A 14,302-nucleotide genomic window follows, 5' to 3' on the forward strand; every position below is an offset into this window, starting at 1 on the left:
AAACTCAAAGCCGCCAGTATTGAATTTCATCGTCTTTTTGTACACTGTACAATCCCTTCAGATCCAGCAAAATCGGTGCGCCGTTCATCAATGATTTAAAATAGGGAACGTCCAGCACTTTATATTCATCGTGTCCAACGGCCACGATAATGGCGTCGTATTGACTCGACGGTCTGTCCATCAGCGTCAGGCGGTATTCATGAGCCACTTCATTCGGCGACGCGTGCGGATCCACTACGTGTACATTGATCGCATATTTCATCAGTTCACGAACCAGATCCGCCACTTTCGAATTACGGATGTCGGCAATGTTTTCCTTGAATGTCAATCCCATGACCAGCACCTTCGTCTGGCGTGGACTCTTGTCACGTTGCAGGAGCATCTGAACCAGTTTCGTCGCGATGTACGCTGGCATCCCATCATTAATTCGCCGACCCGAATTAATGACTTGTGGATCATAACCTAATTGTCGGGCTTTGTAAAGCAGGTAATAGGGATCAATGCCGATGCAATGGCCGCCGACCAATCCGGGCGTAAACGGCATAAAATTCCACTTTGTGGCGGCTGCTTTCAACACTTCCTGGGTGTCGATCCCCATCTTATCGAAGATGATTGCCAGTTCGTTCATGAGGGAAATATTCAAATCCCGCTGAACATTTTCAATGACTTTAGCGGCTTCGGCTACCTTGATACTCGGTGCTACGTAGATACCGGCGCGGATAATGCAGCCGTATATATCGGCAATGGTTTGGGCAGCCTCGGCATCATTACCCGACACAACTTTGAGAATGTCGGCCAAGGTTCTGACTTTATCACCGGGATTGATACGTTCGGGCGAATAGCCTAGTTTGAAGTCACTGCCCAGTGTCAAACCGGAATATTTTTCCAGCAGTGGCAGGCAATCATCTTCCGTACAACCCGGATATACAGTGGATTCATATACCACGTAATCACCTGATTTCAGCGCCAACCCGATGGCTTCCGACGCTCGTTGCAGGGGCTTTAGGTCCGGCACCTTATAATCGTCCACCGGCGTAGGAACCGCCACTACAAAAAAGTTAGCTTGCCGTAGGTGATCCGGATTATCCGTAAACGTAATGTCGGCCCCAGCAAAGGCATCAGCGGGCAACTGACGCGACGGGTCTTCACTACGTTGTAGCATCGCCACCCGGTCGGGATTACTATCGTAGCCGATCACGCGGAATTGCCGGGCAAACTCCAGCGCAATTGGCAGACCGACGTAGCCCAACCCAATAACGGCGATCTGCTTCTTTTTCTGTTTAAGGTCGTTTAACAAATTCGTGTGATTAAGTTGGTTTAGTGCGGTCAGCGACCGGCATATGACTGACGTTTACGCTTGGCCGAGCCTGGACTACTCCACGGTGGTTGACCGCACCATTATTCGTAATCTACCCACAACGTCAGCTTGCCTGGCTAATACGTACATGATTCCAGTTAGCAAGCCTATTCCAGAGAAAACCAATACAATAATGGCTCGTTTCGGTGACGTTCGTTTGAGGGGAACCTGAGCTGGTTCGAGTACTTTAAAGATCGGTGTTCGTTCCTGCAATTTCAGTTTTGCCTGCTCAAATTGGCGGGAGAGTTCCGAATAAACTGTCTGTGCAATGCTTAATTCGGCCTCCCTACGCTGTTTGTCCATAGTGGCGGCTTGCACTACGTAGTATTTGTGCTGGTCATTATACTGAAATACGTTGAACTGGGCCGTTTGGTATCGTTTCTGGGCTTCATGTAGTCGCTGGGTATAAAATTGTAAATCCTGTCGGGCTTTCTCAGTACGGTAATTTGTTACGTATTGCGTCAGATAATCCATGCTCAGTTGAGCTACGGAAGCTGCTACGTTCGCGTCGGGCATTTTGGCGGTGATAGTAATAATCCTCGAACGCGTATCGAGTTTAGCACTGATTCGCTTGCCAATGTCCTCCACTAACTCCTGTTGACGTGACGTCAAGCGTACAGGCCCGCCCGGTTTGTTCGTTGGCGAGCTTTTGAGATCATCTTTCCTGCCAAACTCAAGTAGTTTTTTCAGTGACCAACGGTCATCGTCAGGCAATAGAAACTGACCAACTGTTGCCTGTTGTCCAGTTGTTGTGATGATGGGCTTATCAATCAGTTGCAAAACAAAGGGCGTACTCTGCAATACGTTAGGATACAAATCCGGGCGAACAGCGTCTACCCCTTCAGCATCAGAGAGGTCCATGCCGGCAAAACCTGCTACCGATGCCAATCGTTTAAACATATCGCCGGAGCCGTTATTCATTTCAGGCATAATTTTAGCTTCCGAAATAAACTCTGGTTGCAGACATAGTGCCACTATTACGCCCACGCCTGCAAACAAAGCTGATATGACCAGTATTCGTAATCGTCCCCGCCAAACTGATTGTATCACTACGTCGGGCGGAAGCGTAAGCCATCGATTTGCAGGGCGATTCGTTTCTGATTCGGTCAGCGTTGCCATTATTTTCGTCTCAATACGTTAGTTCGTAATCAACCGCAAGGCTGTCAGGATCACGGCCACGCCCGACGCAATGACCGTTAGCCAAGCCGCCCGCTCGGCGGAAGAACCTTTGTCCGGTTCTTTTGATGGAACGGCGGGTACCACAATGTCGGCACCGCGCTCAATGGTTGGATACGACCGAATGCCCAGCAACGAGCGCGTTGGCTTTATTTTTCCGTTAGCTCCTATAGCATACGCTTTTCGTTTCAAGGCTTTGTTCGTGAATCCTCCCGTTTCGCCAATGTAGTCACGAAACGACTTGGCCGGATCGAATTCCACAGTGGCTGGATTCAATACTTCCCCGCGAATACGTATGATGTCGGGGCGACGCGGTAACGTCAGTACGTCGCCATCTTCCAGGAGAAGATTACCCGCTACGGCAGAATCGTCCAATATCTTTTTCAGATCGAGTGATATACTTTCTCCCCGCCGTGTGAAGCGAGCTGCCGGTAGATACGCTTCTGGTTTCAAACCACCGGCCCTACTGATCAGGTCGGTAATATGGTCGCTTTTTGTCCGGATAGCATAGCCGCCCGGATACACCACCTCACCCGCAATGCTAACGCCCTTTTGCGCTTCGTACCGGGGTGATGCCCGCACAAAAACCTGATCGAAAGGACGTAGTGTCAGTTTGGCGTCGGCCGGGTTGAGCCTCAGGTTCTGATCAATCTCAAATACAATCAAACGAACGTTCTGGTCATTGGGCAAGCCACTTGTATCTGTCTTAACGCGCCGGGCAATTTCCATCCGCGATGAGATGGCCGCGTCTGAAAATCCCTCCGCCAGAACAATCAGATTGGCCACCGTCATGCTGTCGGCAAAGTCGAACGTACCACTTTTATTAACCGCTCCCTGAACGGAAACGCTACGTTGCTGTCGCAGTTCACCCAACGTACTGATATGCAGATGATCTTCTCGATAGAGCGCTATATCGGCGATTTCACCGCGCAGGAGTTTACCCAGATCAACCGAAATAACTTCGGGGTCAAGGTTGTTACGTAGCCGGCGTATGGTGGCCCGATTCAAAAACGCATCTTCCCGCAACCCCTCAGCTCTGGTAATCAATTGCTTAAGGGTGCCCTCTTTCGACAAGGCATAATCGCCCGGCCGAAACACCGCCCCACTGACACTGACTTTGTTTTCAACTCGATCCAAAATGGTCCCAACAACGTAGTGGTCACCGCCCTGAGGCACAAATTGAGCTATATCGGTGGTGGGAATGGTTGTTAATTGCTGCTGAGTAGGCGTGTTTCGGAGCAAATTAATCGACGCCGTATAGGCACGATCAGAAAAGCCACCTGCGAAGGCAAGCGCGCTTTTAAGGGTTTCGCCCCGGCGCATTTCATACAAACCCGGTTGCTTCACTTCCCCCGCTAACTCAATATGAGTACCATAGTGGTCTACGAAAATAATATCCTGATCAAGTAGGCGAATATTATCTTTTTGATCGGCTCGAAGCAGAAAATCGTAGCAATCCAGCGTCCGCACCAGCCTGTTGCTCCGGTACACCCGAATGTCGCGGAATGAACCTCGACCGGGTGCCGGGCCACCGGCCGCATACAGGGCATTGAAAACGGTCGCTAAAGATGAAAGTGTGTACGTGCCCGGTCGAACAACCTGCCCCAGGAGCGTAACCTTAATACTCCGAACACTACCAAGCGTCACCTGCGCCTGAACCCCGCTGGCTGACGTATTGATTCCTTGATAAAGTGTTTTCAACCGACCAATAACACGCTGCTCAGCCTGCTCAATAGTCAGGCCGTTTACGTAGATCGGGCTGAGATTTTCGATACGTATGCTCCCTTCGGGACTAACTCGGGGGCGATATGTTTGCTGAGCATTTCCGTATACATCAATGATGAGTTCGTCGTCTGGTCCAATAATATAATTGCGGGGTGTTGGCATTCTCAGATTTGGCTCAAACGACAAGTTAACGCTGGTAAACAAGGACGCGCCGAAAACGGCCGGTGTAGATGCTGCGGCCGTCGTCGTTGCGGGCGGGCTTGGCGTAGCGGGTTGCTCACGGACAACATTCGTTTCAGGGGTAGTTGTTGGCCTGCCCGATGATGGTTGTAGCTGGCTGATTCGCTGACGCATCCGATTGATATCGGCCGGTGTAAACCCACGCGTTAGAGCCAGTGCTTCCATCTGCGTTTCAGTCATACCACTGATCCGGGCTTGTTGCACGAACTGAGTGACCTGCTCATCCGTCAGATTATTCACTGCTTGAGCTAATAGTAGATTGTATCCACCCCAAAGAGGATACAGCATTAACAGAATGATTATCAACGTTCGGCGAATCATTCTTTGAATCAACATCACGATTCCTTAAAACGAGTTACGGGTAAGGCGACTACGATTGAGCAGGCAACCAATAGCCAAAATTCATATATAGGAAGTTAGGACGGTAAAACGCAAAAAAGGTCTCCCAATTTATGTTTTAGGAGACCTTTTGATTAATGTACAATGCTCATTGCTTTTACAATCGCTGCATCAATTTGATAACCATTTCGTTTTTCCAGGCGATAAAATCACCTACCACAATATGTTCCCGCGCTTGTCGGACAAGCCAGAGATAAAAGGTCAGGTTATGCAAACTGGCAATTTGCCCGCCTAATAACTCCTCTGATTTAACCAGGTGACGAAGATACGCTTTGGAATAAAACGTACTGGCATAACCACCCAGGCCCGCGTCGATGGGGCTAAAGTCTTTATTCCATTTTTCGTTTTTGATATTAATAATCCCTTCCGTTGTGAACAGGAGACCGTGCCGGGCATTGCGCGTCGGCATGACGCAGTCGAACATATCTACGCCTAAAGCAATGGCTTCCAGGATATTAGCCGGTGTTCCTACCCCCATCAGATAGCGCGGCTTATCGGCAGGCAGGATTCCATTCACTAACTCAATCATAGCATACATCTCCTCGGCTGGCTCGCCAACAGCCAGACCGCCAATCGCATTTCCCTCGCGCTCTTTGCTGGCAATTACCTCCGCCGACTGACGACGGAGATCGGCATACGTACTGCCCTGCACAATGGGAAACAACGTTTGTTGATAACCGTAATGGCCTTCGGCTTGGTCGAAGCGGTCAATGCATCGACCAAGCCAGCGATGGGTCATGTCCATCGACTGACGGGCATACCCATATTCGCAGGGATAGGGCGTGCACTCATCGAACGCCATAATAATATCGGCTCCGATGATTCGCTGAATATCCATCACACCTTCGGGCGTGAACGTATGTTTTGACCCGTCGATGTGCGATTTGAACGTAACGCCTTCTTCCTTAATCTTGCGCGTGTTCGACAATGAATACACCTGGTAACCACCTGAGTCCGTCAAAATGGGACGACGCCAGCCATTAAAACCGTGCAATCCGCCCGCCTGGCTTAATACGTCAAGACCGGGCCGAAGGTAAAGATGGTACGTATTGCCCAGAATAATTTCGGCATTGATGTCGGTTTCGAGTTCGCGCTGATGAACGGCTTTTACCGTGCCCGCCGTACCGACAGGCATAAAAATAGGCGTTTGAATAGGCCCATGATCGGTCGTCAGCGTGCCCGTGCGGGCTTTCGACTGCGGATCGTGAGCAGTAATTGAAAATGTCATAGCTGCAAAGATACGTGAGCCGGGAGCAGGGGGCAAGGGACGCTTTAGCTGTAGCACCTTCTTCCATGTCCCTTGCTCCCCGCTCCCGGCTCACGTATCTTTGCTCCACATTTATCGGCCTCTCCGTGATTACTACAATACTGATAGCCTGGCTACTTATGGTCAGCATTCAGCTTATTTATATTCTCTTCGTTTATTCCCGAACGGCTTTTTATCGACAAACTGTCCTTACTAACCCCGACGAAACAAATCTAGATGCATCGACTGCACCGACGGAATGGCCAGTCGTGGATTCGCCGGGCATTACGGTTGTTGTCTGTGCCCGCAATGAACTGGATAACTTAACCGAATTATTGCCTTTACTTAATGCGCAGGTTTACCCTGATTTTGAAATTTTAGTGATGGATGATCGCTCAACCGACGGTACTACTACGTATCTGGAAAATGACATCACCGATCTCAACCGCGTTCGGTTTATTCGAATTGATAAGGAACATGAGCACGTAACCCCCAAAAAGTATGCGCTGACGATTGCACTCAAGAAGGCAACGTTCTCCACCGTACTGCTTACCGATGCCGACTGTCGTCCTGCCACGGCTAATTGGCTGGTAAACATGGTGGCGCCACTCAACAACACGAAGAAAGCTATAGTACTGGGATTTTCGCCTTATGAGAAACAGCCGGGTTGGTTGAATCTGCTCATTCAGTCTGAAACGTTATTTACGGCGGTACAGTATTTTTCGCTGGCCTTAGCGGGTCGTCCCTACATGGGCGTTGGTCGCAACCTGGCTTACCGAACCGACCTCTTTTTTGCTAACAAGGGGTTTTATACACACAAGAACGTAGTAGGTGGCGATGATGACCTGTTTCTTAATGAAGTAGCTACGGGGCGTAATACCGCCATCTGCCTTCACCCGGACGCCTTTGCGTGGTCGAAGCCCAAAGAAACCTGGTCTGACTGGCGACTTCAGAAACGACGGCACTTAAACGTCGGTAAATACTATAAACCTGGCCACAAATTTCGATTGGGTTTACTAATCGGTTCCCACGTATTGACATGGGCATTCGCGCTGATCACCATCCTGATCGTTTTACATCATGAACACTATCATGTTTTATTCACCGCACAGGAATGGCTACTTTTGCGGATCGCTACAGGCGCCTTTGCCTTTCGATTACTAACATTTTGGGGCATTGTTGGACGTATCAGTTACCGGTTAGCCCACACGGTTCACTGGGCAATTATCCCTTGTATGGATCTGACGTTGTCCGTTTATTACGGCATAGCGGGACTGAAAAACTTTTTTACTCGTCGCCGAAAGCGTATTTACTGGCGGTAATGTGGCATCGACAGGCTACTTGAACAAATGGATATTGACCTTATTTTAAAATACTTCCCTAATCTAACTGCTGAGCAAAAAGAACGCTTTGCGGCTTTGGATGGGCTATACCGCGACTGGAACGCAAAAATCAATGTTATTTCACGTCAGGACATCGACGCGCTTTATGAAAAACACATATTGCACTCGCTTAGTATCGCTAAAATCGTTCAGTTCAAGCCCGGTACCGAAATTCTGGATGTCGGAACGGGCGGGGGTTTTCCTGGCATTCCCCTGGCGATCCTGTTTCCGATGGTTGACTTCCATCTGGTAGACAGTATTGGTAAAAAAATAAAGGTCGTGCAGGAAGTATCCGATGCACTGGGCTTGACAAACGTGAAAGCTGAGCAGACCCGGGTTGAGCAGATAAATACGACCTACGATTTTATTGTAAGCCGGGCCGTTACGCGACTGAAGCCATTTTTAGGCTGGGTACGTTACAAAATCCACAAGTCGGGCAACAACGATCGGCCGAATGGTGTTTTATACCTCAAAGGTGGTGATCTTACCGAGGAGTTGGCCGAAGTTCCTGATCGTTACCGGGTTTATGATCTTTCAGACTATTTTGAAGAACCCTTTTTTGAGACGAAAAAAGTAATTTACATACCTAAAAAGTAACCGGGATTCATGTGATTTTATTGAATCTTCTGATTTTACTTTCAACGAAATCCCGTTGATAAATTCAAAGTCAGTCAATAAAATCACATGAATCCCAGTTCAAACATCATGGCAGAGAAATTTCGCAGCAGCAGCTTTAAAGACCCCCTCACTCCCGACGAGGTTGAGTTTAACGACAAGGGCGTTACATTTCGTGCTCGCAAACTGATTGGCGGTACAGATAATTTTGTTTTCTACTCCGATATCTCAGGGGTTGAGATTGATAATGGATTGTTTTTCGCCACTGTGCGGATTATTCCACGGGCCCGGCCTGAAATTGTGATTCAAAACTTCTCAAAAGGCGACGCCCGGCGCATCAAAGAGTTGATTTTACAGAACGTACCAAACCACCGCCCCGACACTCTTAGGTAAAACAGATATTGAAAACCAATTTGTTACGTATAAAGCGATATTTTTTCATCCTGATGCTTGTGTAATACGGTCGTGTGTTATACTTTTGCACCACGATTCCCGAATAGCTCAGTCGGTTAGAGCATCTGACTGTTAATCAGAGGGTCGCTGGTTCGAGCCCAGCTTCGGGAGCCCTGTAAATCAGTTAGTTAAGCCATCCTATTACTAGGGTGGCTTATTTTTTTGCACATAGTTTGCACATTTATAGAAACTTTCCGGATTAACCTTTATTAGTCAGTAATTATAAATAAGCTGCCCCGATTAGATCTATTACAATTTCTTTTTATATGATTTGACCAGTATAAGCGGCTGTACCTTCCTGATCCGGTCAATAATTTCCCCATCCGAGATGATGTCGTAACATCGGATATTCCCAACGATGCTTAATCTTCGGAGTCCAACGACTACCTATCTCCCTGACTTAATTTCAGTCTTTCCTACAATCAATCGACAAGTATTGCCAACTGGTATAACTGGCATGTAGTATCGTCTTGAAAAGTTCAGCAATATTCTACACGGGTAAATTATATTCCCGAGCTTGTTTTACCCACTGGGTGTAAATAGCATGCGGACTACACCAATACGGGCTTTGCCGGAGACCACCTACAGGGATTATATCGCTGACATTCGTATTATAATACAGTCCTAGGTGTAAATCAACCTCAAAACGCGATTGACACGACGAACCTAGTTTCTTAAACTAGTTATGCACCTGCCTTATTGGATCGTAATCTGTACGCTGCTGGTGGGCATGGTTCTCAGCGTAAAAGCGGGTAAACTCAACGTAACGGGTGCTCTGACGGGTGGCGTACTGGGCTTTGTTATCTTTCTGGGCGCTGGTTTATCGGGCCTGGTGATGCTGGGCACCTTTTTTGTTGTTGGATCACTAGCTACATCCTGGAGACTAACCGATAAAATAGCTGCTGGATTAGCGGAGTCGAACAAAGGACGACGTACCGCTTCCCAGGTCATGGCTAATGCTGGCGTAGCCGGTATAGTAAGTTTGTTGGCCTGGCTCTATCCGGCCCATGCGGATCTGTTTCAAGTTATGCTGGCTGCCAGCTTTGCATCTGCCACCGCCGACACCTGCGCTTCGGAGTTAGGCAACGTCTATGGCCGTTATTTTTACAATGTCCTCACCTGGCGTAGCGATACCAAAGGCCTGGATGGGGTAATTAGTCTGGAAGGGACAGTACTGGGATTTCTGGGGAGTTGTCTGATTGGTGGTATCTATGCCATTGGCTTTGGCTGGGGCTTACCCGTTGTATGGGTTCTGCTTGCCGGCAAAATCGGTAATCTGGTTGACTCTGTGCTGGGTGCCAGTCTGGAGCGGGGTGGTTATATGAAAAATGACGCGGTTAATTTCCTCAATACGCTGATAGCTGCGTTGGTAGCCCTACTGCTCTACCGTATTTATTACCAAGATCAGGCTGCCTTGCATTGAAGTAATTAACTTAAAAAGGAGGGTTTTCGTGACCGATTTTCTTAAGTTGTCAGATTGATGGCAAAACCATGATTTTCAAACGCTTATGCAGTTCATTAAACATAGCTGGCTAGCCTTTTATTGGACGATTTTAATTGATATATTATACAAAGTAAGATAGTACTGTAGAAGAGTAAGTCAAGGATGGTCAGTCCCGGGCTGATGCTCTGACTGCTGACTCGCACGGGCTCCCCACCCCCGACAATTTAGGGTCCCGCTCAGCTTCGGCAATCTGCCAGCGTACCGACCAGTGTGATCATTTGACACAGCTATTGAAAGTAACCATCGCATGATTGGAGCGTTTTTGTAAGACAGTTGGATAGACAACATTAGTGTACAGTATAGCCAACTGCTCAGAGACCAAAATCCATGACAGTCTGTAAAAGCAGATTTTACGTTTCATTAACCTTCTTTTACTAGTCATTAACAGACGACAGGATAGAAACTTTTAGCTTTGGTGAAATCCTTGAAAAAGAATGCCTTAAACGAATCTGATTCATCAGGAGATAGATCTATGTTATTTAAACCGACAAAAAACATGAAAAAAATCATTTATGCGCTGATCCTACCGCTGGTTGGGGTCAGCGGACTCGTATTGGCTAGTCGTGAACGTAAACATGAAGCGTCTGAAACGTCCACATCAAAGCCAATCTCTGCTGCTGACAGGAAAGCTGCCTTAAAAAAATGGGAGGCTACCCCTGATGGGATAAAGTACAAAAAATGGGAAGCGTCCCCCGAAGGTAAAAAAGTGTATGCCAGTGAAGCTAAACTAAGGAAGTATATACGTGCTTTTACCAACATGGAGGCTGTTGTAACCTCTCTTTCTCTGCCGCCAGGCTCACGAGTAGGGTTGGGCGTGATGGTCAGGATTAATGGGGAGGATTATATTCTTAGTTTCGGTCCGGAAAAGGCTGACAAGAATTTTACCAATGAATTTCAGCCATTGCTTAGTCTGAAGGTTAACGACAAACTCATTATAAGAAACCATTGGGTATCGCACGCGCCCAAGTATTCCTATCCAATCGTATCGGGCGACTATGTAGAAAGAGATAGTACACTAATGTATAAACGTGCCCCTCGCCAAGGCGGTTGCTGAGAAAAGTATGACGGAATGACCCTCACGGACTTTAAACGTAAAGAGGGTCAGCCATAAGGTGTATAGCTGATTCTTAAAACGCCCCTTCTAAGAAGCATTTACGTGAACGCTCCTTCGTCTCACATGGGAGTGTTCATGTGAGACGAAATACTTGTGGCTTCAGATCAGGGAAATCATCAACGTTCATTAACTGGCCAACTGTGATAAAAATGTACGGGAAAGAGTAGGAATGCCTATCCGAGCAAGAATGAATCTTCCAATCTCAACCATAGAGCAGGCCGCACACCGCCCCCGTCTCTAGGGCTGCCGAAGACCCCATTGCCACGCACGTAAATATGGCCCTGCTTACTGATGCTCGCACTCGTGCGCCCGTAATAGCCAGGCGCACGTAGCCGCCACCCGTGAAAATCCGTACCATAGCGGGCTTGCCGTTTACTATTGTTGGCGTCATCAATATGCCATCGTTGAGGACCTTTATATGCTAGGTTGGCCCGGCTATCGCCCAAATAGTGGCTCACCTCATCCAGGCTTAGCAAAAACAAGTGATCTATGGTGTCTTGACCGCCTGGGGTGTTAAACCAGGGGTTGTTGGCATTCTTGTTGGTTGCGGCAATGATGCATGCTTGCTGGTCTGGGCTGAATGTCGAATAAAGGGCATCGTTCAGGTAGTGTCTTAGCGTGCAATCGGCCCACGTAATAGGCTCAAATTTGTCATGGTACCAGCGCAGTTCGACTATATCCTGGGTAATAAGCAGCGCTCTTTGGCCGTCTTCAACAGCCAGCACCTGCCATGTATACGGGCCGAAGGGTATGATGTCGTTTCTAGCCATGCTTTATCGATCGGTTTACTCATCTCTGGATGTAAAGTAATCATGAAACGGTTCCGTAAATGACCGACTGGGTGGAGTGACTGACTCCGCCGAAACCTGATGGCCCTAAAGGCGTTCACCAACAGGTTGACTTCCTGGAGCGATTGCGTAGAAAAGTACAAAGTATCTTATCGGATTCTTAAAGCCTGACTAAATCTTTACCTGTATTTAAGGCAATTCGATACATTGTTCACAGTAGGGCTTTCAGTACGTCATTAAGGCTTAGTCGCTACGCATTGCTTGACCACACGTCAAGAAAACTGGTAAGCTACCGGTTTGAGTCAGGCATCGCCTAAACAAAGTGCTCGACTATTCGGTAGAGAAGGCACCAACCATGCTTGAATAAGCGGTTTATCGGCATCGGCTTGGTTTAACTCGTTTCGAACACCATGGGCAAAGGCACCAAACTTTACAGCATTTTTTTCAATAAGTGCCCCCGTTGTCAGCGGGGTAACTTTTTTGCGGTCAATAATGCCTACAATCTGAAGCGATTTGATCAAATGAATCCCCAGTGTGCCTGCTGTGGGGAGCGCTTTGAGAAAGAGCCGGGCTACTACACGGGGGCTTTGTACGTGAGCTATGCCTACTATACGGCGCTAATTGTGGGCTGTTTTCTGGTGATGGAGGTGGTACTAGAGTGGGACCTGAGTTATTTTCTAGGGGTATTGATCGGCTTAATTATCCTCTTGACGCCCCTGTTTTTCCGGCTGGCCCGGTTGACCTGGATCAATTTTTTCATTTCGTTCGATGCCCACAAGCCAACGAGTTGTCCTTGATCGGGTGTGGCCAGTTGAAAAGGAATAGAGGGTCTAAACGGGTAACAGTTTTGGGCATTAGTCGCTAGCGTTATAGGCAAGTAAATGGTACATTTCTTAGTCAAGTTGCATATGGTACGTTATGTTAAGGAACTATTCCAAGATTAACCCCTCTAAACAAGCCGGATTGTCCTTTGGAAAGGGGAGAGAAAAGCTATTATTATGTTAATGGAATATTCGTAGATTGGCTACCACTGTCAGCTTTGTATCACATTAGCCTACGATAGGATAAATGACCCAACAGGAGAAAAAACTCATTAATGACCGAAGAGATGGCAAGATCAGTGAACATGAATTCAAGGAAAGATTGCCTTTAAGAGAGTACACAGACAGGGTACAGCTTGAAGCCAAAGTAAATGCTGCGATCAGTAGAGATGACTTCCAAGAGCTTGAGTTATTAATTTATCTAGTGCTGTGGGTTCTACCTGATTCTAATCAGTATACTAGTGTGTTAAACGAACTTCTAGTAACTCCTGGCCACCGTGACCACCAAGAAATAGCTAGGAGATTGCAGAAGTTTAAAAGCCCAAGTACAATCCCCTATGTCCGAGCAGTTCTACTGTCTGACTTCGATTATCTAGCTTACACTGGCTCAGATTCTGACGCAATCGCCAAATGGTTTAGCTGGATTTTAGCTGATATTGGGACTCCTGAAGCCATTGAAGTGCTAGAAGAGTGTTCTCATTCAACTGACGAAGGAATACGGAATGAAATGCTATACAGACTTAAGAAATGTAGATGAATTAAGGCGATTGGTTAACATAAAGCAAATTATAAAACAGAAATGAGCCAGGAACTGAGAGTATATGTTGATATAGAAGACGCTATTGATACCTCAGAAAGTTTTCGTGGTTCAGCAATCATCCGGGATAACTCAATTCTTATTCCCTTGATTAGTCTTGGCATTAGCGAGCATATACTCAATCCAACCCAGCAATTAGCATTTATTGACTACTCCTATCTGTTTTTTGAAAGTTTCTCTAGAGTGCTAATCGATAACATTCCAGACTGGGAAAGCCAAGATAGTCAGAAGCGCTATTGTTATGTAGGGGGGAGTGAAGCCGGTGTTTTAGAAGTAGAATGTAAACAAGTCTGTTTACTAGTACCTACCAATAGCCGTTTGTCTCCAACGCATTGGTATCCTGATAATGTCCTGATCCCCTAAATGTGAGCCAGTGAAAAATAGAGTAAAAAACTTAAATTTCACTGGTAATTGGAAAGGGAATGAAAGCAGGACGATTTAGTGAATCGCAGATCGTGGCGATTCTTAAGCAACAGGACAGCGGCCAAACGGTCGCCCAAATCACGCGGGAACATGGCGTGAGCGAAGCTACTTTTTATAACTGGAAAGCTAAGTACGGCGGCATGCAGGTCTCGGAAGTGAAGCGGCTCAAGGATCTTGAGGAAGAAAATAGGCGCTTGAAGAAGATGTACGCTGAGTTGAGTTTGCAACACGAGATTACGAAG

Annotated in this window: 15 protein-coding genes and 1 tRNA gene; 10 read left to right on the forward strand and 6 right to left on the reverse strand. The window is 47.3% G+C overall.

The annotated features are described in order from the left end of the window. Window positions 1-4: 4 nt before the first annotated feature. The 4 genes from BM202_RS32285 to tgt all read right to left on the reverse strand — a co-directional run bounded on the left by BM202_RS32285 (window position 5) and on the right by tgt (window position 6,125). Window positions 5-1,297 (reverse strand): nucleotide sugar dehydrogenase, encoded by a 1,293-nt coding sequence (locus tag BM202_RS32285; RefSeq protein ID WP_093834040.1) that lies wholly within the window; start codon window positions 1,295-1,297, stop codon window positions 5-7. Between the two features lie 75 nt (window positions 1,298-1,372). Next, entirely contained in the window at window positions 1,373-2,476 is a 1,104-nt protein-coding gene (locus BM202_RS32290) for a GNVR domain-containing protein (RefSeq protein ID WP_093834042.1), read from the reverse strand. Between the two features lie 18 nt (window positions 2,477-2,494). Then, the gene (locus BM202_RS32295; protein ID WP_245776888.1) at window positions 2,495-4,738 is read right to left on the reverse strand and encodes an SLBB domain-containing protein; all 2,244 of its coding nucleotides are present in this window, start codon (window positions 4,736-4,738) and stop codon (window positions 2,495-2,497) included. Between the two features lie 256 nt (window positions 4,739-4,994). Then, on the reverse strand, window positions 4,995-6,125 hold the full coding sequence (tgt, locus tag BM202_RS32300; RefSeq protein WP_093834046.1) for a tRNA guanosine(34) transglycosylase Tgt: 1,131 nt from the start codon (window positions 6,123-6,125) through the stop codon (window positions 4,995-4,997). 125 nt (window positions 6,126-6,250) lie between these two features. On the opposite strand from tgt, the gene BM202_RS32305 reads away from it, so the two are divergent. The 6 genes from BM202_RS32305 to BM202_RS32330 all read left to right on the forward strand — a co-directional run bounded on the left by BM202_RS32305 (window position 6,251) and on the right by BM202_RS32330 (window position 11,151). Then, on the forward strand, window positions 6,251-7,465 hold the full coding sequence (locus BM202_RS32305; protein WP_245776889.1) for a glycosyltransferase: 1,215 nt from the start codon (window positions 6,251-6,253) through the stop codon (window positions 7,463-7,465). A 27-nt stretch (window positions 7,466-7,492) separates the two neighbouring features. Further along, window positions 7,493-8,122, forward strand: coding sequence for a 16S rRNA (guanine(527)-N(7))-methyltransferase RsmG (rsmG, locus tag BM202_RS32310; protein WP_093834050.1), 630 nt, complete (start codon window positions 7,493-7,495; stop codon window positions 8,120-8,122). A 108-nt stretch (window positions 8,123-8,230) separates the two neighbouring features. Then, a complete protein-coding gene (locus BM202_RS32315) occupies window positions 8,231-8,533 on the forward strand; it encodes a PH domain-containing protein (protein ID WP_093834062.1) in 303 nt (100 codons plus the stop codon). 97 nt (window positions 8,534-8,630) lie between these two features. Next, a tRNA-Asn gene (locus BM202_RS32320) sits at window positions 8,631-8,704 on the forward strand. Window positions 8,705-9,278: 574 nt separating this feature from the next. Next, entirely contained in the window at window positions 9,279-10,016 is a 738-nt protein-coding gene (locus BM202_RS32325; RefSeq protein ID WP_093834052.1) for a DUF92 domain-containing protein, read from the forward strand. A 577-nt stretch (window positions 10,017-10,593) separates the two neighbouring features. Then, entirely contained in the window at window positions 10,594-11,151 is a 558-nt protein-coding gene (locus tag BM202_RS32330) for a hypothetical protein (protein WP_093834064.1), read from the forward strand. Between the two features lie 233 nt (window positions 11,152-11,384). Here BM202_RS32330 and BM202_RS32335 read toward each other — a convergent pair whose 3' ends face one another. Continuing rightward, window positions 11,385-11,981, reverse strand: coding sequence for a DUF6273 domain-containing protein (locus BM202_RS32335; protein ID WP_093834054.1), 597 nt, complete (start codon window positions 11,979-11,981; stop codon window positions 11,385-11,387). A gap of 320 nt (window positions 11,982-12,301) precedes the next feature. Further along, window positions 12,302-12,520, reverse strand: a complete 219-nt coding sequence (locus BM202_RS38560) for a hypothetical protein (protein WP_245776890.1) — start codon at window positions 12,518-12,520, stop codon at window positions 12,302-12,304. On the opposite strand from BM202_RS38560, the gene BM202_RS32340 reads away from it, so the two are divergent. The 4 genes from BM202_RS32340 to tnpA form a co-directional block, all read left to right on the forward strand. Beyond that, a complete protein-coding gene (locus BM202_RS32340; protein WP_245776891.1) occupies window positions 12,521-12,796 on the forward strand; it encodes a DUF983 domain-containing protein in 276 nt (91 codons plus the stop codon). It begins immediately after the preceding gene. A gap of 271 nt (window positions 12,797-13,067) precedes the next feature. After that, entirely contained in the window at window positions 13,068-13,577 is a 510-nt protein-coding gene (locus BM202_RS32345) for a hypothetical protein (protein ID WP_093834058.1), read from the forward strand. Between the two features lie 42 nt (window positions 13,578-13,619). Next, window positions 13,620-14,000, forward strand: coding sequence for a hypothetical protein (locus BM202_RS32350; RefSeq protein WP_093834060.1), 381 nt, complete (start codon window positions 13,620-13,622; stop codon window positions 13,998-14,000). Between the two features lie 59 nt (window positions 14,001-14,059). Then, window positions 14,060-14,302, forward strand: a 243-nt coding sequence (tnpA, locus tag BM202_RS32355; protein ID WP_143100822.1) for an IS66 family insertion sequence element accessory protein TnpA, incomplete at its 3' end; no start/stop codon positions are given.

The organism is Spirosoma endophyticum, from assembly GCF_900112365.1.
GTDB lineage: Bacteria > Bacteroidota > Bacteroidia > Cytophagales > Spirosomataceae > Spirosoma > Spirosoma endophyticum.

Bases quoted from the DNA above. Each gene is read 5' to 3' on its own strand.
- tgt (WP_093834046.1), bottom strand. From the start codon at position 6,125: ATGACATTTTCAATTACTGCTCACGATCCGCAGTCGAAAGCCCGCACG.
- rsmG (WP_093834050.1), top strand. From the start codon at position 7,493: ATGGATATTGACCTTATTTTAAAATACTTCCCTAATCTAACTGCTGAG.
- BM202_RS32345 (WP_093834058.1), top strand. From the start codon at position 13,068: ATGACCCAACAGGAGAAAAAACTCATTAATGACCGAAGAGATGGCAAG.
- BM202_RS32350 (WP_093834060.1), top strand. From the start codon at position 13,620: ATGAGCCAGGAACTGAGAGTATATGTTGATATAGAAGACGCTATTGAT.
- BM202_RS32330 (WP_093834064.1), top strand. From the start codon at position 10,594: ATGAAAAAAATCATTTATGCGCTGATCCTACCGCTGGTTGGGGTCAGC.
- BM202_RS32315 (WP_093834062.1), top strand. From the start codon at position 8,231: ATGGCAGAGAAATTTCGCAGCAGCAGCTTTAAAGACCCCCTCACTCCC.
- BM202_RS32325 (WP_093834052.1), top strand. From the start codon at position 9,279: ATGCACCTGCCTTATTGGATCGTAATCTGTACGCTGCTGGTGGGCATG.
- BM202_RS32290 (WP_093834042.1), bottom strand. From the start codon at position 2,476: ATGGCAACGCTGACCGAATCAGAAACGAATCGCCCTGCAAATCGATGG.
- BM202_RS32340 (WP_245776891.1), top strand. From the start codon at position 12,521: ATGAATCCCCAGTGTGCCTGCTGTGGGGAGCGCTTTGAGAAAGAGCCG.
- BM202_RS32335 (WP_093834054.1), bottom strand. From the start codon at position 11,981: ATGGCTAGAAACGACATCATACCCTTCGGCCCGTATACATGGCAGGTG.